The organism is Pantoea sp. B623, assembly GCF_024814475.1.
GTDB classification, from domain to species: domain Bacteria; phylum Pseudomonadota; class Gammaproteobacteria; order Enterobacterales; family Enterobacteriaceae; genus Pantoea; species Pantoea ananatis.
Map to the genome: position 1 here is coordinate 2,181,179 of NZ_JANUXM010000004.1, position 21,706 is coordinate 2,202,884.

Annotated in this window: 14 protein-coding genes; 9 read left to right on the forward strand and 5 right to left on the reverse strand. The window is 53.2% G+C overall.

Annotated features, from left to right (window positions below; translation table 11 throughout):
* Window positions 1-88 precede the first annotated feature (88 nt).
* The 5 genes from pgi (at window position 89) to NXS97_RS11980 (ending at window position 6,219) form a co-directional block, all read left to right on the forward strand.
* A complete protein-coding gene (gene pgi / locus NXS97_RS11960) occupies window positions 89-1,735 on the forward strand; it encodes a glucose-6-phosphate isomerase (protein ID WP_014606951.1) in 1,647 nt (548 codons plus the stop codon).
* 564 nt (window positions 1,736-2,299) lie between these two features.
* Complete coding sequence (gene yjbE, locus NXS97_RS11965) at window positions 2,300-2,548, forward strand: exopolysaccharide production protein YjbE (protein ID WP_026020991.1); 249 nt, start codon at window positions 2,300-2,302, stop codon at window positions 2,546-2,548.
* A 193-nt stretch (window positions 2,549-2,741) separates the two neighbouring features.
* Complete coding sequence (locus NXS97_RS11970; RefSeq protein ID WP_033766286.1) at window positions 2,742-3,389, forward strand: YjbF family lipoprotein; 648 nt, start codon at window positions 2,742-2,744, stop codon at window positions 3,387-3,389.
* A complete protein-coding gene (locus tag NXS97_RS11975; RefSeq protein ID WP_116219969.1) occupies window positions 3,386-4,129 on the forward strand; it encodes a capsule biosynthesis GfcC family protein in 744 nt (247 codons plus the stop codon). The genes NXS97_RS11970 and NXS97_RS11975 overlap by 4 nt, the downstream gene beginning before the upstream one ends.
* Complete coding sequence (locus NXS97_RS11980; RefSeq protein ID WP_013024142.1) at window positions 4,129-6,219, forward strand: YjbH domain-containing protein; 2,091 nt, start codon at window positions 4,129-4,131, stop codon at window positions 6,217-6,219. Before NXS97_RS11975 ends, NXS97_RS11980 begins: the two co-directional genes overlap by 1 nt.
* Window positions 6,220-6,251: 32 nt before the next feature.
* On the opposite strand, the gene metH is transcribed toward NXS97_RS11980, so the two are convergent.
* Window positions 6,252-9,935 carry a methionine synthase gene (metH, locus tag NXS97_RS11985; protein ID WP_116220029.1) on the reverse strand — a complete coding sequence of 1,228 codons (3,684 nt, stop codon included), beginning with the start codon at window positions 9,933-9,935 and terminating at the stop codon, window positions 6,252-6,254.
* A 191-nt stretch (window positions 9,936-10,126) separates the two neighbouring features.
* Between metH and iclR the strand changes: the two genes are divergently transcribed.
* The gene (iclR, locus tag NXS97_RS11990) at window positions 10,127-10,957 is read left to right on the forward strand and encodes a glyoxylate bypass operon transcriptional repressor IclR (protein WP_014595049.1); all 831 of its coding nucleotides are present in this window, start codon (window positions 10,127-10,129) and stop codon (window positions 10,955-10,957) included.
* Between the two features lie 136 nt (window positions 10,958-11,093).
* Here the strand turns inward: iclR and NXS97_RS11995 are convergent, their stop codons facing one another.
* Complete coding sequence (locus NXS97_RS11995) at window positions 11,094-12,266, reverse strand: serine hydrolase (RefSeq protein ID WP_105077037.1); 1,173 nt, start codon at window positions 12,264-12,266, stop codon at window positions 11,094-11,096.
* Between the two features lie 598 nt (window positions 12,267-12,864).
* On the opposite strand from NXS97_RS11995, the gene NXS97_RS12000 reads away from it, so the two are divergent.
* The 3 genes from NXS97_RS12000 (at window position 12,865) to uxuR (ending at window position 16,754) form a co-directional block, all read left to right on the forward strand.
* On the forward strand, window positions 12,865-14,394 hold the full coding sequence (locus NXS97_RS12000) for an MFS transporter (RefSeq protein WP_014595047.1): 1,530 nt from the start codon (window positions 12,865-12,867) through the stop codon (window positions 14,392-14,394).
* 120 nt (window positions 14,395-14,514) lie between these two features.
* Window positions 14,515-15,777, forward strand: a complete 1,263-nt coding sequence (gene uidC / locus NXS97_RS12005; protein WP_022622115.1) for a glucuronide uptake porin UidC — start codon at window positions 14,515-14,517, stop codon at window positions 15,775-15,777.
* Window positions 15,778-15,983: 206 nt separating this feature from the next.
* Entirely contained in the window at window positions 15,984-16,754 is a 771-nt protein-coding gene (gene uxuR / locus NXS97_RS12010; RefSeq protein ID WP_019105665.1) for a Uxu operon transcriptional regulator, read from the forward strand.
* Here uxuR and aceK read toward each other — a convergent pair.
* The 3 genes from aceK to aceB are packed head-to-tail and all read right to left on the reverse strand — an operon-like array spanning window position 16,712 to window position 21,493.
* Complete coding sequence (gene aceK / locus NXS97_RS12015) at window positions 16,712-18,517, reverse strand: bifunctional isocitrate dehydrogenase kinase/phosphatase (RefSeq protein ID WP_022622114.1); 1,806 nt, start codon at window positions 18,515-18,517, stop codon at window positions 16,712-16,714. The two genes, uxuR and aceK, sit on opposite strands and share 43 nt — an antisense overlap.
* A gap of 58 nt (window positions 18,518-18,575) precedes the next feature.
* Window positions 18,576-19,877: an isocitrate lyase gene (aceA, locus tag NXS97_RS12020; protein WP_014595044.1), complete on the reverse strand. Its 1,302-nt coding sequence runs from the start codon at window positions 19,875-19,877 to the stop codon at window positions 18,576-18,578.
* 17 nt (window positions 19,878-19,894) lie between these two features.
* The gene (aceB, locus tag NXS97_RS12025; protein ID WP_014595043.1) at window positions 19,895-21,493 is read right to left on the reverse strand and encodes a malate synthase A; all 1,599 of its coding nucleotides are present in this window, start codon (window positions 21,491-21,493) and stop codon (window positions 19,895-19,897) included.
* Between the last annotated feature and the right edge of the window lie 213 nt (window positions 21,494-21,706).

The window sequence follows — 21,706 nt, forward strand, 5'->3', positions numbered from 1 at the left end:
GTTGCAACTGTGGTCATACTGAAATGCTAACCGGGTACGATGCGACCCCGATGGAATGACGGTTCTTAATATCAACAAGAGTGTTGCCATGAAAAATATCAATCCGACCCAAACCGCAGCCTGGAAAGCGCTGCAAGAGCACTATGAACAGATGAAAACGGCGAAAATTGCCGACCTGTTTGCCCAGGATGCCGATCGTTTTGCTAAATTCTCAGCCACCTTTGACGACCAGATGCTGGTGGATTTTTCGAAAAACCGCATTACTCAGGAAACCCTCGATAAGCTTCAGGCACTGGCAAAAGAGACCGATTTAAGCGGTGCGATTAAGTCTATGTTCTCGGGTGAGAAGATTAACCGCACTGAAGATCGCGCCGTGCTGCACGTCGCGCTGCGTAACCGCAGTAATACGCCGATTATCGTTGATGGCAAAGATGTCATGCCTGAAGTCAACGCCGTGCTGGAAAAAATGAAAGGCTTTTCCGAACGCATTATCGGCGGTGACTGGAAAGGCTATACCGGAAAACCCATTACGGACGTTGTTAACATCGGTATCGGTGGCTCTGACCTCGGTCCCTTCATGGTGACGGAAGCGCTGCGCCCGTATAAAAATCACCTGAACATGCATTTCGTGTCTAACGTCGATGGCACCCACATTGCCGAAACGCTAAAAGATCTGAGTCCTGAAACCACGCTGTTCCTGGTCGCCTCTAAAACCTTCACCACCCAGGAAACCATGACCAACGCCCACAGTGCGCGTGACTGGTTCCTGAAAACGGCCGGCGATCAACAGCACGTTGCGAAGCACTTTGCTGCGCTCTCCACCAATGCCAAAGCGGTAGGCGAATTTGGTATTGATACGGACAACATGTTCGAATTCTGGGACTGGGTAGGCGGTCGCTATTCACTCTGGTCAGCAATTGGTCTGTCAATTATCCTTTCTATTGGCTTCGATAATTTTGAGCAGCTGCTGAGCGGCGCGCACGCCATGGATAAGCACTTCTCAACCACGCCAGCGGAGCAGAATCTTCCGGTGCTGCTGGCGCTGATCGGGATCTGGTACAACAACTTCTTCGGTGCCGAAACAGAAGCCATCCTGCCTTACGACCAATATATGCATCGCTTTGCGGCCTATTTCCAACAGGGAAATATGGAATCGAACGGTAAATACGTTGACCGTGCAGGCCAGCCTGTTACCTATCAGACAGGCCCGATTATCTGGGGCGAACCGGGTACTAACGGCCAGCACGCGTTCTACCAGCTGATTCATCAGGGCACCAAACTGGTCCCGTGCGACTTTATCGCCCCTGCTGTGAGCCACAATGCGCTTGCCGATCACCATCCTAAACTGCTGTCTAACTTCTTTGCCCAGACCGAGGCCCTGGCCTTTGGTAAATCGCGTGATGTGGTTCAGAAAGAGTTCACCGACGCCGGAAAGTCTGCCGAGTCGGTCGCGCATATTGTGCCGTTTAAAGTGTTTGAAGGTAACCGGCCTACTAACTCTATTTTGCTACGCGAAATCACGCCGTTTAGCCTGGGTGCCCTGATTGCCCTGTATGAACATAAAATCTTCACCCAGGGTGCCATTCTGAACATCTTTACCTTCGATCAGTGGGGCGTTGAGCTGGGCAAACAACTGGCAAACCGTATTCTGCCAGAGCTCGAAAATGACAGTGATATTACCAGTCATGACAGCTCCACTAATGCCTTAATTAATCGCTACAAGCGTTGGCGTTAAATTTCCACAGGCACAAAAAGGCGGCTATTTAGTCGCCTTTTTTATTCTATGATGGAGAGTGCAACCCGCTTTTTATCTGAAAAGTCGATATACGGATTGGATAATTCTTAAAATAGGCTGAGGCAAATCCGAAGTTAGCCGGGGTTAAATCATGACAATCTTATTAAAAATGGCCCTAAAACGGCACGCAACTCATTCTTACCCGTTGTTTTATAATGTTATTTAATTTAACCACGCTTAAGGAAATTCCGATAATTCTTATTCCGTACCAAAGAATACTAAATAAGTAGAAACCGCTTTGCTTTCTCCGTCTTTGCAGACAAATATCCGGCCTTTCAACATAAACCCATGCCTTTAAAATAAGTTAACGCTGAATTTACTTAATTTAGCCCGTTTACGCCCTCACAGACTGACAGGTTTTTACATTACTGAACTCTGGTATTTTGTTGCCCTATACTGGACGCGCCCGTAATGGGTCTGTCCTTCGGCTTTGCGTCAACGGTTTATGCTGTTGTGCAAAAATGTCGGATAGCAATCCTTCATTCACTCAATGTAGGTGTTGTTATGAAAAAACGCATGATTGCCGGTCTGGCATTACTTTACGTAGCCGTCTCTTCCAGTGCGTTTGCCGCGCCGGAAGAAGCTGGTGCTGCAGCGGGCGCACAGGCGGGCACCATGTCCGCAGGTACGACGACCGCTGTAGGTATCGGCGTGCTCGGCGCGTTAGTAGGACTCGGTGTTGCCGCTTCTGGCGGTGGTGACGGGGCAAATACTGGTACAACAACCACAACCACAACGGGCACCACGCGTTGATGGGTACCCTGCTCATTCGGGCTGTAGCAAGGCTGCGAACGCGCATATCACGATTCGTTTGCGCAGATAAATGAGTCGCTATCAGGATGCCACAGCGTCGGCGGCCTGAACGAGTAAGGGTATGGGAGCTTTAAACATAACCACACTTTCGTGTGGTTATTTTTACTTTGGCATCATTTATCAGGGACACATTGTGCGCCAACTTCCGCTGCTGCTCGTTTGCCTGCTGCTGCAGGCCTGTACACAAACGCAAAAAGGACTCGAACAGACCGTGATGATGGCCATTGAAGGGCCAGAAGATGTCACCGTCACGCCTCAGCAGATTGATAATCTGCCCTATGCCAGCCTGTATGCCCGAATCAATGATGGCCAGCGCATTTTTGTCGTGCTGGGTTATAACGAAAATGGCCAGCAAAAGTGGGTCACTCGCGATCAATCGATGCTGGTCACCGCACATGGCAGGCTGATCAAAACGCTCGGCCTGCCTGACAATCTGACAGACGTCAGCAATTTACAGCAGGATCCGCTGGCTAAAGGCCTGCACCTCAGCAACGGAGACAGCTGGACGCGAATTGTTCAGTGGACCGTTCAGGGCAACGTCCATAGCGGAACCCTGAGCTCAACCTTCACGCGGGGCGATGACGAGGTGCTGGATATTGCGGGGAACCGCATTGCCTGCCGCGTCTGGCATGAGCAGCTTCATATCGACAGCCTAGATCGCGAGTGGCAAAACACGTTCTGGATCGACAACAGTAGTGGTCAGGTCGTGCAATCCCGACAAATGCTGGCTGCCGATGCATTCCCTGTTGATATCACCATTCTGAAGCCGGCAAAATCATGAAAAACATAACACGCTTGTTGGCAGGAATGAGCCTGCTCACCACCCTGGCCGCTCAGGCCGCAGGTCAGGTTACCGTGCATGCCCCCCACGATACCCAGAGCGTACAGGTTAACCGGGTGGAAAACCTGGCACAGCTGGTGACTCAGCCCGCGCTGATGACAAAGACTGACTGGCGACGCGCCGTTATTGCCGAGCGCGGGGCAACGGCAGTCGCGCAGCAGCAGTATCAGCAAACGCTGGCGCAGTTGCGCGCCTGGCGTGCCGACAGTAGCGGAGAGCAGGCTGCGGCCATTGATGCCGTTATTCGTCAGTTAAGCGGTATCCGGGTGACCGGGCGGCAGTTCACCTCCCTGGATCCCGACTGGATCCGCCTGCACACGATGGATAACCGCCGCCTGGAAGGCAGCTACGATCTCTACCTTACCCAGCCCAGCACCAGCGTCCTGTTGTTTGGCCCCATCGCGGGTGCCGGTGCCGTGAACTGGCAGCCAGGGAAATCCGTACGGGATTACCTGAGCGAGCACCCCCGCCTGGCTGGAGCAGAACGTAATATCGCGATTGTGATTGCGCCGGACGGCACGACGCGGGAAGCGCCTGTGGCCTACTGGAATCACCGCCACGTTGAACCCGAACCCGGCAGCATCATTATGACGGGCTTCTCGTCGTGGAGCCTGCCAGGCGCGTTTAAAGACCTGAATGATCGCCTTGTTTCTGTTCTGACTCACCGGATACCAGACTGATGAAAAAACGTTATCTTCTCAGCCTGTTGGCTGTTTCTGTGGCAAGCGCCTGTCAGGCCCATGCGGAAATGTATGCCGCGCCGGTAACGCCTTCGCAGTCTGATTTTGGCGGCGTGGGCCTGATGCAGGTGCCCACCGCGCGTATGGCGAAAGAGGGCGAATTTAGCCTGAACTTCCGCGATAATGATCAGTATCGCTACTATTCTGCTTCACTGCAGCTTTTTCCCTGGCTGGAAACAACCGTGCGTTATACCGATGTGCGCACCCGGCGTTACAGCGCGGTGGAAAGTTTCAGCGGCAACCAAAGCTATAAAGATAAAGCTTTCGACCTGAAGCTGCGCCTGTGGCAGGAAGGTTACTGGCTGCCGGAGGTCTCGTTTGGTACCCGCGATCTGGGCGGCACCGGCCTGTTCGACAGCGAGTACCTGGTCGCCACCAAAGCCTGGGGGCCGTTCGACTTTACGTTGGGTATGGGCTGGGGCTATCTGGGCAACAGCGGAACCGTGAAAAATCCCTTCTGTTCCTACAGCGACAGCTACTGTCAGCGTCCCGGGGTCGGTCAGGCGGGATCGATCAATGGCTCGCAGATGTTCCACGGCCCTTCGGCGGTATTTGGCGGGATAGAATACCAGACGCCCTGGCAGCCGCTGCGCCTGAAGGTGGAATACGAAGGTAACGATTACAAGGATGATTTCGCCGGACGCCTGCCGCAGCGCAGCAAGGTCAACGTCGGTGCAATCTACCGCGTCACTGACTGGGCCGATATCAATGCCAGCTATGAGCGCGGCAATACTTTTATGTTCGGCTTCACCATTCGCACCAACTTCAACGATATGCATCAGGATCATATCGACAGTCCGAAACCTGCGTACAACCCGAACCCGCAACCTAAGCTGCTGGAAACCACGGTGACAGGTAATCAGCTGTCTGAACTGAAGTACAACGCGGGCCTGGCTGGTCCAAAAATCCAGACCAAAGGCAGCACGCTGTACGTATCAGGCGAGCAAACCAAATACCGTGACACGCGTGAAGGTGTGGATCGCGCGAACCGCATCATCATGAATCATCTCCCAGACGGTATTGAGACCATAAACGTGACGGAGTCGCGTTACAACATGCCTCAGGTCACGACAGAAACCTCCGTTGCCAGCCTGCGCAACGAGCTGGGGGGTTATCCATTAGGGCATGAAAAGCCGTTACAACAGGTCCGCACAGATCCGGTTGATCCGGAGCCTACCGAGCAGGGCATGTTTATTCGCAAAGAGCGCCTGAGTTACAGCCTGTCGCCGGTACTTAACCAGTCTGTGGGCGGCCCGGAAAGTTTCTATCTGTACCAGGTTGGCGTGATGGGCAACGTCGATTACTGGCTCACCGATCACTTGCTGGTAGGCGGTAGCCTGTTTGCTAACGTTGCGAACAATTACGACAAATTTAACTACAACGGCGCACCTGCGGATTCCACGCTGCCACGCGTGCGTACGCACATTCGCGACTACGTTGAGAACAACGTTTACGTTAACGATCTGCAAGCCAACTACATGGATTATCTGGGTAACGGATTCTATGGCCAGGTCTACGGCGGCTATCTGGAAACCATGTATGGCGGCGTAGGCGGCGAAGTCCTCTATCGTCCGGTAGACAGCAACTGGGCCGTTGGCGTGGATGCTAACTATGTGCGCCAGCGTGACTGGGATGACATGATGAGATTCACCCGTTACGAAGCGCCTACCGGCAACCTTACCGGCTACTGGCGTCCCTGGTTTATGGAGAACGTCTTAGTGAAAGCCAGCGTCGGGCAGTATCTGGCGAAGGATAAAGGCGTCACGATTGATCTCTCTAAGCGCTTCGACAGTGGCGTGATGGTTGGCGTTTATGCGACAAAAACCAACGTATCATCGCAACAGTATGGCGAAGGTGACTTTACTAAAGGCTTCTATATCTCCATCCCCATGGATCTGTTTACCGTTACGCCAACCCGTGGCCGTGCGCAGATTAACTGGGTACCGCTCACCCGTGATGGTGGCCAGATGCTGGGAAGGAAGTACCAGCTGTATGACATGACCTCGGACCGTGACGCCCGGTTTAACTAAAAAAGAGGCAGCCATCAGGCTGCCTTGTTTTTTTAGTCGGCGTCGTAACCCAGATTGGGGGCCAGCCAGCGCTCCACTTCGCTTACCGACATGCGCTTACGCGCCGCATAGTCCTCAACCTGATCGCGCTGAATCTGCGCCACGGCGAAGTAGCGGCTGTCAGGGTGGCTGAAGTACCAGCCTGATACCGAGGCGCCCGGCCACATGGCAAAAGACTCCGTGAGTTTCATACCCGCGTGCGTTTCCACATCCAGCAGCGCCCAGATAGTGGCTTTCTCGGTGTGTTCCGGACAGGCCGGATAGCCCGGCGCCGGGCGAATGCCCTGATAATTTTCGCGGATGAGCGCCTCATTACTGAGGTGCTCATCGGGAGCAAAACCCCAAATCGTTTTGCGCACCTGTTCGTGCAGATATTCGGCGAAGGCTTCGGCTAAGCGGTCCGCAATAGCTTTGACCATAATCTTGTTGTAGTCGTCCTGCTGCTTATCGTAAGCCTCGGCCAGCGCATCTTCTTCCAGCCCGCCCGTAACGGCAAAAGCCCCGATATAATCAGCTTTACCGCTGCTTTTCGGCGCCACAAAATCGGCCAGACAGTAGTTGGCAAAGTCAGTTTTTTCCGTTTGCTGCCGCAGATGATGGCTGATGTTCAGCAGCGTATCGCGCTGCTCATCCGCAAAGATATGAATATCGTCGCCCACGCGATTAGCCGGGAACAGGCCGACCACGCCGCGTGGCGTCAGCGCTTTTTCGTCACTCAGCTTATCCAGCATCGCGTTAGCGTCGGCAAACAGTCGTTTCGCTTCATCGCCCACGACCTCATCCTCCAGGATGCGCGGGTATTTGCCAGCCAGCGACCAGGTCATAAAAAAGGGCGTCCAGTCGATGTAATTGCGCAGCACGTCAATGCCCGCGTCGACGCGCCTGACACCGACGTGCTTCGCTACGGGCGGGGTATAGCTGTCCCAGTCAATCTTCGTCGCGTTGTCGCGCGCAGCGCTGAGTGACACCGGCGGCGTGCGCGGTTTTTTACGCGCATGCTGAATACGCACGGTTTCATATTCTTTGCGGGTACGCGCAACAAAGTCATCCCTGAGCGTATCCGATAGCAGGGATGACACGACACCCACCGTGCGCGAGGCGTTTTGCACATAAACGGTGGGCCCGCTGTAGTGCTGTTCGATTTTCACGGCGGTATGGGCTTTAGACGTGGTGGCGCCACCAATCAACAGCGGCAGCGTAAATCCCTGACGCTCCATCTCTTTCGCCATGTTGACCATTTCATCCAGCGACGGCGTGATGAGCCCAGAAAGACCAATGATGTCAGCCTTCACTTCGCGCGCGGTCTTGAGGATTTTCTCGCCCGGCACCATCACGCCGAGGTCGATAATCTCATAGTTATTGCACTGCAGGACCACGCCAACAATGTTTTTGCCAATGTCGTGGACGTCGCCTTTTACCGTTGCCAGCACCACCTTGCCGTTACTGCGTCCGGCTTCTTTACTGGCCTGAATGTAGGGTTCAAGCCAGGCGACGGCCTGTTTCATCACGCGGGCCGATTTCACGACCTGCGGCAGGAACATTTTGCCTTCACCAAACAGATCCCCCACCACATTCATGCCGGACATCAGCGGCCCTTCAATCACGTCTATCGGGCGCGCGGCCTGCTGACGGGCTTCTTCCGTGTCCTGTTCAATAAACTCGGTGATGCCTTTTACCAGTGAGTATTCCAGCCGTTTCACCACGTCCCAGCCGCGCCATTCAGCCTGCTGCTTTTCATCCGCACTGTCGCTTTTATTACGGCGGTATTTTTCCGCCAGCACCAGTAATCGCTCAGTGCCGTCGGCGCGCCGGTTAAGGATCACGTCCTCAACGGACTCACGCAGTTCGTCAGACAGGTCGTCATAAATGGCCAACTGCCCGGCGTTCACGATTCCCATGTCCATACCGTTACGGATGGCGTAATAGAGAAACACCGCGTGAATCGCCTCACGAACCGGATCGTTGCCCCGGAACGAGAACGAGACGTTAGATACGCCACCCGAGATCATCGCATGGGGCAGTTCACGTTTAATGTCTTCGCAGGCCCCAATAAAATCCATCGCGTAGTTGTTGTGTTCGTCGATACCGGTCGCAACGGCAAAAATATTGGGATCGAAAATGATGTCCTCAGGCGGAAACCCCACCTGTTGCGTCAGGATCTGGTAGGCGCGGCGACAGATCTCAATCTTCCGCTCACGCGTATCGGCCTGCCCCACCTCATCGAAGGCCATCACCACCATGGCTGCCCCGTAGCGGCGGACAAGGCGGGCATGGTGGATAAATACGGCCTCACCTTCTTTCATTGAGACGGAGTTGACGATGCCTTTTCCCTGAATACACTGCAGCCCTTTCTCAATAACCTCCCATTTCGAGGAGTCGATCATAATGGGCACGCGGGCAATATCGGGCTCACCCGCAATCAGGTTGAGGAAACGCACCATCGCGGCTTCCGCGTCCAGCATTCCCTCATCCATATTGATATCAATAATCTGGGCACCGCTCTCAACCTGTTGTAACGCGACTTCCAGCGCCTCATGATATTTATCTTCTTTAATCAGGCGCTTAAATTTAGCAGAGCCGGTAACGTTGGTGCGTTCTCCCACGTTCACAAATAACGATTCTGCACTGATATTCAGCGGTTCAAGACCCGAAAGACGGCAGGCAACGGGCAGTTTGGGGCGCTGACGTGGCGCAACGCCTTCCACGGCCGCCGCCATGGCAGCGATGTGCTGTGGCGTGGTGCCGCAGCAACCGCCAACAATGTTCAGAAAGCCGGCGTTGGCCCATTCCCCAATCTGCTGCGCCATCACCTCTGCATCGAGATCGTATTCGCCGAAGGCGTTGGGCAAACCGGCATTGGGATGGGCAGTGACATAGCCTTCGGCGATGCGTGACAGTTCAGCGACATACTGGCGTAGTTCATCCGGCCCCAGTGCGCAGTTCAGACCAAAGGATAAGGGTTCTGCATGGCGCAACGAATTATAAAAGGCTTCGGTAGTTTGTCCGGAAAGCGTGCGGCCTGAAGCATCGGTGATGGTGCCGGAGATCATCAACGGCAGCGCCACGCCAAGGGCTTCCATCTCTGCTTTCACCGCAAAGACAGCCGCTTTGGCGTTGAGCGTATCGAATACCGTTTCAATCATGATGATGTGGCAACCGCCTTCCACCAGCGCCCGGGTGGACTCACGATAGGCGTCCACCAACTGATTGAAGGTGATATTACGGAACGCCGGATCGTTAACATCGGGTGAGATCGAGCAGGTGCGGTTGGTGGGGCCCAGTACGCCCGCGACATAGCGCGGTTTATTTGGCGTTTTTGCCGTCCACGCATCTGCGCAGGTACGCGCCAGCTTCGCGGCCGCGAAGTTAATCTCTGCCGACAGGGCTTCCATCTGGTAGTCCGCCATCGCAATGGAGGTGGCATTAAAGGTATTGGTTTCGAGAATATCCGCACCGGCGGCCAGATACGCATCATGGATCTCGCGGATCACCTCTGGTTTACTTAGCACCAGCAGATCGTTATTGCCTTTAAGATCGCAGGGCCAGTCAGCAAAACGGCTGCCACGAAAATCGTGTTCGTCCAGTTTATAGCTCTGGATCATGGTGCCCATTCCACCATCTAATACCATAATGCGGTGGGCAAGTTGCTGATGCAGCGCGTCGGTTAGATTGCTCACGGTTATCTCATCCACGTCAATGCGCTGGTGAAATACCAGCCAGTCATTCTTGCATAAGGTCATGATGCCTCAAAGTAACCTTAGCGGAGATTTTCAGGGAAGTGATTATCAGGTCTGACCAGCACGTCAGCGTTTGCATTCAGGCAGATTAAAACGAAAATGGTTTCCACTATGTGAAAAGGAGAAACAGAATGGCAACGCCCGTCGCCGCGAAACGCGGAAAAAAACCCCGTGGCACCCCTGCCCCCTCAGCGCCCGCAGGCGGTCAGGTTCAGTCACTGACCCGTGGGTTAACGCTGCTGGAGTTGATCGCTAATTCACATGGCAGCGTCGCGCTTACCGAACTCGCGCAGCAGGCCGGGTTGCCTAACTCCACAACACATCGCTTGCTGACCACTATGCAGCAGCAGGGGTTTGTGCGCCAGGAGGGCGATTTAGGCTACTGGACCATGGGGGCACATGCGTTTGTGGTTGGCAGCAGTTTTTTACAGAGCCGGAACCTGCTGGCGCTGGTCCACCCGGTGCTACGTACGCTGATGGAAAACTCGGGTGAAACGGTCAATTTGGCGGTGCTGGACCTCAGCGATTTTCAGGCGGTGATTATCGATCAGGTACAGTGTACGCAACTGATGCGCATGTCTGCACCGATCGGCGGCAAACTGCCAATGCATGCATCGGGCGCAGGTAAAGCTTTTCTGGCGCATCTCAGCGACGAGCAGGTCACCGCTCTGCTGCATCAGAAAGGCCTGCATTACTACACGCCCAATACGCTGATGTCACCTCAGAGTCTGAAAACCAATCTGGCACAGATCCGGACTCGGGGATTTTCTTTCGATGATGAAGAACATGCGCTCGGTTTGCGTTGTGTGGCGGCCCCCATTTACGATGAGCACGGCGAGCCATTTGCGGCGCTTTCCATCTCTGGGCCTATTGCCCGCATGACGGACGACCGCATCACCGAACTGGGCGCGCTGGTCATCCGCGAAGCCCGTCAGGTCACCCTGGCGTACAGTGGCCGTTAAAGAAATGCCGCCCGCCTCACCCGATAACGCCAGCGCGCTCTTCATGCTTTCTCAACCGCAGCCTTTATAAGAAACAGCCTGTGGACTGGCCAGCGCCGCCCTAAAAGGGGGCGCCCGCCGTCAGTCCAACAATCAATTACGCAAGACCGCTATATACGGCATCGCGCAGCATCACGGGGAACTGACCGTTTACCCCCTCCGGCGTCGTGTTTGTCATGGCTAGTACACAGAGTTCTTTTTGGCGATCAACAAACCAGGTATGGCCGTAAGCGCCGCTCCACGACAGCGTGCCCGCTGACTGAGGCGACCCGGCCGCATCGGGATCGGCAAGCAGTGCCCAGCCCACACCAAATCCCCATCCCGGTCCCTGCGTGGCATATTTCGCGGCAACGTGTTCCTGCGTCATATAGTCAAAGCTGTCGCGCGTAATCAGCGGCGCTCCCTGCCGGCGGATCGTTTCCAGCAATTGCATGAAATCGGGGGCCGTCCCTGCCATTCCCCCGCCGGCGCACGGCCAGGCATCGGGTTTGAGAATACGGTCAGGACAGAAAATGGCTGCGCCCTCACCAAAAGGTATTCGTTGATTCTCGCCTATCGCCGTGGGCACCGGGCTGTCATCGGTGTACACCGTGGTTAAACGCGCCTCATCCCTGACGGTAAACAGCGTATCTTTCATCCCGAGCGGTTCCGTGACCGCATGACTTACCAGATCCGGCAGACGCTTACCGGTTGCCCGCACCATGATTTCGCCCAAAACATCAATGCCCAGGGAATAACGCCAGCCGCTTCCCGGTTCAAACTGCAGCGGAGTGCCTGCCAGGCGTTGTAGATTCTCTTCGATGGATAATCCCGGTTGATAGTCGATCCCATCAGACACGTTCAGGGTGTGATAAAGGGAATCAGCCGGCGCGGAATAACGGTAACGTAAACCTGACATGTGACTCAGGAGATGTCGCACCCGGATGGTTGCAGGTTTCCCCTCTTCCAGGCAGGGACGGAAATTGGGAAGCCAGCGCGTAATGTCGTCATCCAGCGTCATGTACCCTTGTTCGATCAGGCGCATTGCCGTCAGGCTCACGATGGGTTTGGTCAGCGAGGCAAGGCGGAAAATCGCATCCAGCGCCATGCCTTTCTTCTGCTCTCTGTCAGCCAGACCCGCCGCTCGCTGATATATTAATTCGCCGGCTTGGGCTACCATCACCGTACAACCGACAATGCGCTGTGCATCAATCGCCTGATCGATAACCGCATCCATAGCGGCTTCAAGTTTTGCAGAGGATGGAACACGTCCTGATGTAAAATAAATCATTATCGATTCCTTGAATAATTTCAAAAAAAATAAAAAACGTTATTTTCATTACTTTTATACATTACAAGAAGAATAGATTTTATATATTACCCACCACCTTATTTAACAAAAACCCCAAACAAGACCCACATCAAATAACATCCTTCTCACATAATAAAACATCCCATTCATTTAACTGGTCAACCAAAAGTTGACTTTGAGTCTAACTTATGGACATCCAGGGGATTTGTGATCGACCTCTTTTTTTTAAAAGAGCAGACTGATTACCATGCATTCGCACTACAAGCAAAAAATACACTGACAGATAATCAACATAGCCTTCACTGTGTTGACTTAACCACCGTCAACACTGGTTAACCAAAATAAATTTCATTTGACATTAAACATCAGAACGGGAATCAACCCACTTATTTTAAACATTAAAACCAACCAACAATAAAAAACAAAAGGAGGAACATTATTTAAACAAAGCGCCGATTCAATTTAACCGTTTTCTCCTATTACAAATTAACTAAAAAAAATTCTCTTCATCTTCACGATCGCATAACAACCTGAAGATGTTTTCTGACCGTTACGCTGAATTAATCAAGGGAACATTATGATGACAACAACAATACCGCCACGCAGGAAGGTGGGCACGGGCACCGCAATAGGCTATGGCATTACCGATATTTTTGGCGGTGGCTCCATGGCGCTAATTGGGACTTGGTTGCTTTTTTTCTATACGACATTTTGTGGTCTTTCGATGCTCGAGGCGAGCTCCATTTTTGCTATCGCCCGCATCATTGACGCTATTCTCAGCCCGATAATGGGCTATATCACCGATAAGTTTGGCAGCACCCGCCTCGGTAAACGTTTTGGCCGACGCCGCTTCTTTCTGCTCATCAGCGCCCCGCTGATGTTTATCTATGCGCTGGTCTGGGTCAGCGACATGAGCTACTGGTACTATCTTGGAACCTATCTCGCGGTAGAGTTACTGGTGGCGATGGTGTTGGTGCCCTGGGAAACCCTGGCGGCAGAGATGACCAACGATTTTGGCGAGAGAACCCGTATGGCGGCAATCCGCCTGACGTTTTCTCAGGTGGGCACCTTCCTCACCGCCTCAGTACCGGGCGTTATGATCCAGTATTTTGGTCAGGACTCTGCCCTGACATTCACCTACACCGGTATCCTGTTTTCATGCCTGTTTTTTATTGTGGTGCTGATTACCTGGTCCTGTACCTGGGAATCGAAAGACATGAATCCCGAAGAGTTTGAGCGACTTAACGCCGGGCCAAGTATTGGACTGATATCCCACCTGAAAAATATGTTTATCGAGCTGGCCACCACCTTCAAAATAAAAATATTCAGACAGCACTTGATTATCTATATTTCATCATTTACGGCGCTGGATATTTTCATAGCGGTGTTTGTTTATTTCGTCGTATATGGCCTGAGCCTGGATGCGGCAAACGCGTCAGCCTATCTTTCGATTGCCACCTCCGTATCCATTCCCGCGACGCTGCTTTTCATGTTTATGCTGGACAAGCTGAATATCAGGCCCGCCCTGGCCATGCGTATTTCTTATCTGTGTATTTTTGCTGTACTCGGTTATCTCATTTTGATGTATATCGGCCATAGCGCTGTGTCTTCCTGGTGGCTCACCACGCTGATATTTGTTCTGTTAGGTTTTGGCCGCGCAGGGCTTTATTTTATTCCCTGGAATATTTACAGCTTTATTCCTGATGTGGATGAAATGGTCACATGTCAACGGCGTGAAGGCGTCTTTGCTGGCGTGATGACGCTGATGCGCAAAAGTACCGTGGCCGTCGCAATTATGATAGTCGGTGCCGTACTGGAGCACAGTCATTTCGTCAAAGGGCAGTTAATTCAGCCAGAAAGTGCGCTGAATGCAATTACTGGTCTGCTGGTCTTTGGCTCCGGTGGTTTATTACTCATCAGCTTATATATGACCTTCAAATTTAAACTGACCCGTGAAACGCATCGGGTTCTGGTGAAAGAAATTGATCGTCTTAAGGCCGGCGGGAATAAAGCCGACTGTACACCCGAAACCAAAGTCGTGGTGAAGGCCCTGACCGGCTACGACTATGAACAGGTGTGGCAGCAGGATAATAACGCACGCCCTTAATTCAACCAGGCCAGTTCTTGAGTGGGTTGCACGTTACGCATGGCTGATCCCATCGGATAGCAGCCCGTTCTGCCTGCGCCTGAACGTAATGAAAATACTTAATACGCCAGGGATTCCTTTATGAACACACGTTTTTTTCGCTGCATGGCCATCGCTTTGCTGCTGTGTCCCTCGCTGCTGTACGCCGCAGCCATTAATGATAATGAAGACAGTTTAAGAATTCGTTTAAAGAATGATTTTCGACGTGCAGACAAGCCGAGTGCAGGTACCGGGCGTGATATCTACGCCTGGGTACAAGGCGGGCTCATTGATGTGAACACCCGCTACTATTCTGACTTTATTGGTATCAGCGCGGGTGCCTATTACGTATACAAACTGGGGGCGAAAGACGGCTGGAGCACCCGCTACTATCTGGATGGGCACGATAGCTTTGGCGTGGCAGTCGGCGCGGTCAAGCTTAAACCCGCCGATAATCTCTACTTAACCATTGGGCGGTTTGGTACCGACTATGGTTACGGCAGTCTCCCCTACCGCATTCCACTGATCGCCGATAATTCGTCCCGCACGATACAGACGATTTCTGAAGGCGTCCTGGCCCGTTTTGAGGCAACAGAAAACCTGGAATTCTGGTCAATGTGGCGTAAACGCGCCTTCTACTATGTCGATTCGGCAACCGGCGTGCGTGATGAAGGGGTGATTGACAGCGCAACAGGTAAGTACCATCCCCGCCGGGGACGCGGCTATTTGGTGGGATCATGGCACGATGCGTCGTCACGCTATTCGTTGGGGGCGTCTTATCAGCAAGATGTCTCAACCCAGGTGCAGAGCATTTTTGAAAAAACGCATACCTTTTCCAACGACCATACACTGAAGTGGGAGCTTATGGGATTTTATGGTCAGGTAGAAGGGATGAGTAAGCCTCTTAGTTACCATCACGAGACCGCCTTAATTTCCGGACGCTTAACTTACTCTTTTGATAAGGCAAGATTGTTTGGCGCCGTGGGCAAACTGACCCATGATATCGATGGGCGCATTGTCTACACCGATATTGGCTATCCCGACTCTCTGAGCATCGACCGCAACAAGGAAAACATGTTATCCGCGCAGTTTGGCGGGCAGTATTTCTTTAATCAAAACGTCGGTGTCATGCTGGGGCCAATTATCACCAGAGGTTACGAAGACAAGCAGCGTAATACTAAAATTAACGGGCTCGGACTCATGGGAGCGGTGATGTATAACGTTACCGATGGGCCATTCAAAGGACTGAATATGTACGTGGCTGCTGACCGTGCCAGAGAGAAGCGGCCCGGCAGCGCGCTGGGCGATAAACTTTATTACTGGGATGTGAAAACCGGCGTGCAATACGATTTTATGTTGAAGTAACGACGCATCCATTACGTCGCACAGGTGTTTCAAAAGTGGCATCGTATGATGTCACTTTTAATAAAAACCGCAATTAATTGTTAAATAAGGGATAAATCCTCTTTTCATCTGGTCAACCAGTTTATCTTAACGTGCGCAAAACCCTGTTACCTTACCCGTTGGGTGATATAGTTTTCGCCGGAACGGTATCTGACGGGAGCATAATTATGAGGTCTGTCTCTCAGCAGCGGCCCTATCAGCAAGTGGGTATAAAAATCCGGCAACTGATTCTGGAGACGCCTTACCGCTCGGGTCAGCGTTTGCCGCCAGAACGTGAAATTGCTGACATGCTCGACGTCAGCCGCACCGTGGTTCGCGAGGCGTTGATTATGCTGGAAATTGAAGGGCTAATCGAAGTCAGACGCGGTGCTGGTATTTATGTGGTGGAGCACAAAAACCCATTACGTATTGAGGAAGTGAACAGGCATTTTTGCAACGATGCCGGCCCGTTTGAACAGCTTCAGGCACGACAGCTACTGGAAAGTAATATCGCCGAATTCGCCGCGCTTCAGGCCACGCGGGAAGATATCGTCAAAATGCGTCAGGCCCTGCTGTTAGAAGAGCGCGAACTGGCAAGCTGCTCGCTGGAAAACTCAGAGAGCGGTGACATGCATTTTCATCTTGCCATTGCCGAAGCAACGCATAACAGCATGCTGGTCGAACTGTTTCGCCAGTCATGGCAATGGCGTGAAAATAACCCTATGTGGATTCAGTTGCACAGTCACCTGGGCGATACGCTTTATCGTAAAGCATGGTTGATCGATCACCGACAGATTCTTGCTGCACTTATCAAGAAGGACGCACGCGCTGCAAAGCTGGCGATGTGGCAACATCTTGAAAACGTGAAACAGCGCCTGCTGGAGTTTTCCAATGTTGATGACCTTGATTTCGATGGTTATCTGTTTGATTCATGGCCGCTGGCAAAAACGGACGGCTGAATGCCTGCAGTAGCAGGCACACGTGACGACGTCGTCAACGTGCTGCCGTAACGGATGCAGAAACGCTGGGCATGCTGCCATGCGATCACGTCCTCAATATGCCCCTGAGCGATGCGCTGCTGTTGTGCACGCCACCAGCTAGCCTCAAAAATTTCCGGATGCCGCTGTTGCAGTAGCGCGCCTGTGGCAGGCTCGCTGCATAATGCATAGCGGAAGGTTTCAGGAAATACGTCATCCGGCCCCACGCTGTACCAGGGCTCCGCACTGAGCTCATCTTCTTCATATCGCGCCTGAGGAACCTCACGAAAATTGAGTTCCTGCATAGGGCGGATTTCATCGTAATCATAAAACACGACGCGCCCGTGTCGGGTGATGCCAAAGTTTTTAAACAGCATGTCGCCGGGAAAGATGTTGGCGGCAGCCAGCTGTTTGATCGCATTGCCATACTCTTCAATGGCGTGCTGGCGCTGGTTTTCACTGGCCTGCGCCAGGTAAAGATTCAGGGGCTGCATCCGACGTTCCAGCCAGAGGTGGCTGATGATCAGGCGATCGCCCTCAATACGTATCTTTCCGGCAATAGTGTGTTGAAATTCCTCCATTAGCGCGGGAGCGATACGCGCGAGCGGCAACGCAAACTGTTCAAAAGCCTGTGTATCGGCCATGCGCCCCACACGGTCGTGCTCTTTGACCTGCTGATAACAGGCCCTGACCTGCATTTCGGTGACCTCTTTTTGCGGTGCAAACCGATCTTTGATGACTTTAAATACCCGATCAAAGCCCGGTAATGTGAACACCAGCATCACCATGCCACGAATACCCGGTGCAATCTCAAACGCGGCGTCGGTTTGCGCCAGCGCCTGGAGATATTCCCGATAGCTTTCCGTTTTGCCATGTTTTTGACAGCCGATAGCCATATAGCGCTCTGCCAGGGTTTTACCCGGCAATACAGGCTTGAGCCAGGCCACCAGCGCCGCCGGCAGCGGCGCATAGACCATGAAATAAGCGCGGGCAAAGCCAAACACGATGCTCGCGTCATTGACGTCCGTGAGGCAGGTATCAATCCACAGTTCGCCCTTATCGCTGCGCTGAATCGGCAACAGACAGGGAAATATGCCGTCGGGCAGGTGCAGCCGGGCAACAATCCAGGCGGTTTTGTTGCGAAAAAACAGCTCACTGCACACGTCCAGCCAGCCCTGCTCCAACTGGGCGGCGGAAAACTGCTCGCGCAAATGGCGGTGAATCCACGCTTCATCGCGCGCCCGATCCTGCCATGGCAGCGTTAAAGGCAGGTCGCGCAGTACCTGATGGAACAGCGCTTGCCAGCCCTGATGTGGCAGATAGGTCCGCGCCAGAGGGCGCGCAGGGGAAGTTTGCGTTGAGGCTGGCTGAGAGCTGAAAATAAACAGGCGTTTCGGCTGCAGTGCATTATGGCCATGCAACCGGCAGTACACCGAATTAAAGAAGCTCTCGGCAATTTCGTAGCGCGGATAGCCGGGCAACAGGGTTTCGTAATGGCTTTTAATCGTCAGCCAAAAGTCATCGTCCCAGTGTGCCGCCCCGTTCAGCACGCGCAGTTGATCGGCGACTAATGCCACGTGATGATCGTAAAGATGAATACGCGCCTTCATCGCCTGCTGTACCGCCTGCCATTCGGCCTGTTCAAAACGCTGTTGTGCGCCTGCGGTAATGTCGAGAAAACGACCATACTGCGCGTCAAAACCCTGCAGAATGGTGTGAGCAATCAGTGATTCGCGTGGCGGCATGATTCACTCCTGAAAAAGCCCGCCCGCAGATGCCGGGCGGGAAAGACACAGACTCAACTCAAAACTGATGCTCCTCGGTGGACCCTGTCAGGGCCGTCACCGATGACTTGCCGCCCTGAATCGTGTTGGTCACCTGATCGAAATAGCCTGTTCCGACCTCCTGCTGATGCGATGAAAAGCTGTAACCCCGTTCGCGCGCAGCAAACTCCGGCTGCTGAACTTTTTCCACATAGTGGCGCATGCCTTCGCCCTGAGCGTAAGCGTGCGCAAGATCGAACATGTTGAACCACATGCTGTGGATGCCCGCCAGCGTAATGAACTGAAAGCGATAGCCCATGTCACTGAGCGCCTGCTGGAAGGCCGCAATGGTTTTGTCATCCAGATTCTTTTTCCAGTTAAACGAAGGCGAACAGTTGTAAGCCAGCAGCTTGCCTGGGTAGCGGGCGTGAATCGCATCGGCAAAACGCTGGGCCATGGCCAAATCCGGGGTGGAGGTTTCACACCAAAGGACATCGGCGTAAGGGGCGTAAGCCAGTCCACGGCTGATTGCCTGCTCAATGCCGGCGTTGGTGCGGAAAAAACCTTCCGCCGTGCGGTCGCCGCGTATAAATGGGCGGTCGTATTCGTCACAGTCAGACGTGATCAGGTCTGCGGCATCCGCATCGGTCCGCGCCAGCAGGATCGTGGGTACGCCCATGACATCGGCAGCCAGACGCGCCGCCACCAGCTTCTGTATCGCCTCCTGGGTTGGCACCAGCACCTTACCGCCCATATGACCGCATTTCTTCACCGCCGCCAGTTGATCTTCAAAGTGCACGGCCGCCGCACCTGCGCTGATCAATGACTTCATCAGTTCAAACGCATTCAGCACGCCACCAAAGCCCGCTTCTGCATCGGCGACTATAGGCAGAAAATAGTCGATATAGCGGCTGTCTCCCGGTTCTGTGCCGTTAGCCCACTGAATCTGATCGGCGCGCTGGAATGTCTGATTAATACGGGTGACCACCTCAGGCACGGAGTTGACCGGATAAAGCGACTGATCCGGATACATTTGTCCTGCTACGTTGGCATCGGCAGCGACCTGCCAGCCAGACAGGTAGATCGCTTCTATACCGGCCTTTGCCTGTTGCAGAGCCTGACCGCCCGTTAATGCTCCCAGACTGTTGATATAGCCTTTTTTGGCGTCGCCATTGAGCAGCGACCAGAGCTTCACCGCCCCCCGCTCTGCCAGAGTACAGGCCGGCACAACAGAGCCCCGCAGGTTAATCACTTCCTCTGCGCTGTACGGGCGGGTAATGCCCTGCCAGCGCGCGTCCTGCCACTGTTTTTCGAGTTGCTGAATATGTTGAGTACGTGTCATGGCAACGGCTCCTTAAGTCAGGGAAGCAGGCGGTAGCCTGGCAGAGTCAGAAAGGAAACCAGTTCGTCCTGGGTTGTGATCTGCGCCATCAGGCGCGCCGCTTCCTCATAACGACCTGAACTGAATGTCTTATCGCCCAGATGCATCTGTAGCGTTTGCAGCTCATCGTTCAGCAGCTGCTGGAAGAGCGCGGCCGTGACCGGCTGTCCATCGAGCAGAGATTTCTGATGGCGGATCCATTGCCAGATTGAAGTCCGGGCAATTTCTGCAGTTGCGGCATCTTCCATCAGGCCATCGATGGGGACACAGCCATTGCCGCTAATCCAGGCTTCCAGATACTGCAACGCCACCCGAATATTGGCGCGCATGCCCGCTTCGGTTCTGTCGCCTTCGCAGGGTGCCAGAAGCTGCTCTGCCGTTATCGGGCTGTCATCCTGCCGCAGAATGTTGAGCTGATTGGGGCGTTCACCCAGTACCTGGTTGAAGACTGACATCGCCGTGTCTGCCAGACCGGGATGCGCTATCCAGGTACCGTCATGTCCGTTGTTGGCTTCACGCTGTTTATCTTCAGTGACGCGCTGCAGCACCCATTCATTGCGCGCGCTATCTTTGCTGGGAATGAGCGCTGACATGCCGCCCATGGCAAAAGCACCACGGCGATGGCAGGTTTGGATCAGCAGTCGTGAGTAAGCATCCAGAAAAGGCTGAGCCATGGTTACAGACTGCCGGTCGGGCAGAATCCGATCGGCATGTTCGCGCAGCGTTTTGATATAGCTGAAAATATAATCCCAGCGGCCGCAGTTCAGCCCCACGATATGATCCCGCAGATTCCACAGGATCTCGTTCATCTGGAATACCGCCGGTAGCGTTTCGATCAATACGGTGGCTTTTATGGTGCCGCGAGCCAGATCAAAACGATCCTCGGCAAAGCTAAAGATATCCCGCCACCACGCAACTTCCTGCCAGCTCTCAGTTTTAGGCAGATAAAAATAGGGGCCACTGCCTTTTGCCAGTAAGGCTTCCGCGTTATGAAAAAAGTAGAGAGCAAAATCGAACAGACCACCGGGAATCGCATTCCCCTGCCAGCTAACATGTTTTTCAGACAGATGCAGTCCACGTACCCGGCACATCAATACCGCAGGATCGGCCCGTAGCTGATAGATTTTTCCGTTCTCGCTGGTATAGCGCAGCGTTCCCGCCACGGCTTCCCGTAAGGTTTGCTGTCCGTCAATGAGTTTTTCCCAGCAAGGTGCCAGCGAGTCCTCAAAGTCGGCCATAAACACCTTTACGTTAGCATTCAAGGCGTTAATCACCATTTTGCGATCGGGCGGACCGGTGATCTCAACGCGACGATCCTGTAAATCGGCCGGAATACCACGGATCGTCCACGCTCGCTCTCTTATGGAAACCGTTTCCATATCAAAGTCAGGTAACCCGCCGGAATCGTACTCTTTTTGCCGGACCTGACGTGCGGCTAACAATCTCTCACGCTGGGGTGCAAAACGCGTCACCAGTTCCTGCAGAAAAGCGATGGCGTCGGGAGTAAGCAACTGCTTTTCCGCATCGCTAAAGGGTTTACTGAAAAGTAATTCACTGTTGATAACCGAGTCTGTCATGTCTGCTCTCTCCTGTTTACAGGCGGATCAACATGGATGATCCACAGATAGGGTAATTATTGAGCTACAGGATCAGAGCATATTCATTTTAATTTTAAAATCAAAAACTATTTCCATTTTTAATAAAAAAACAACTTATCACCATGATTAATAAATGATTTATTTTATTGTTTAACAGGTAATACTTTTCACTCACGTTTTACAGACGAAAAA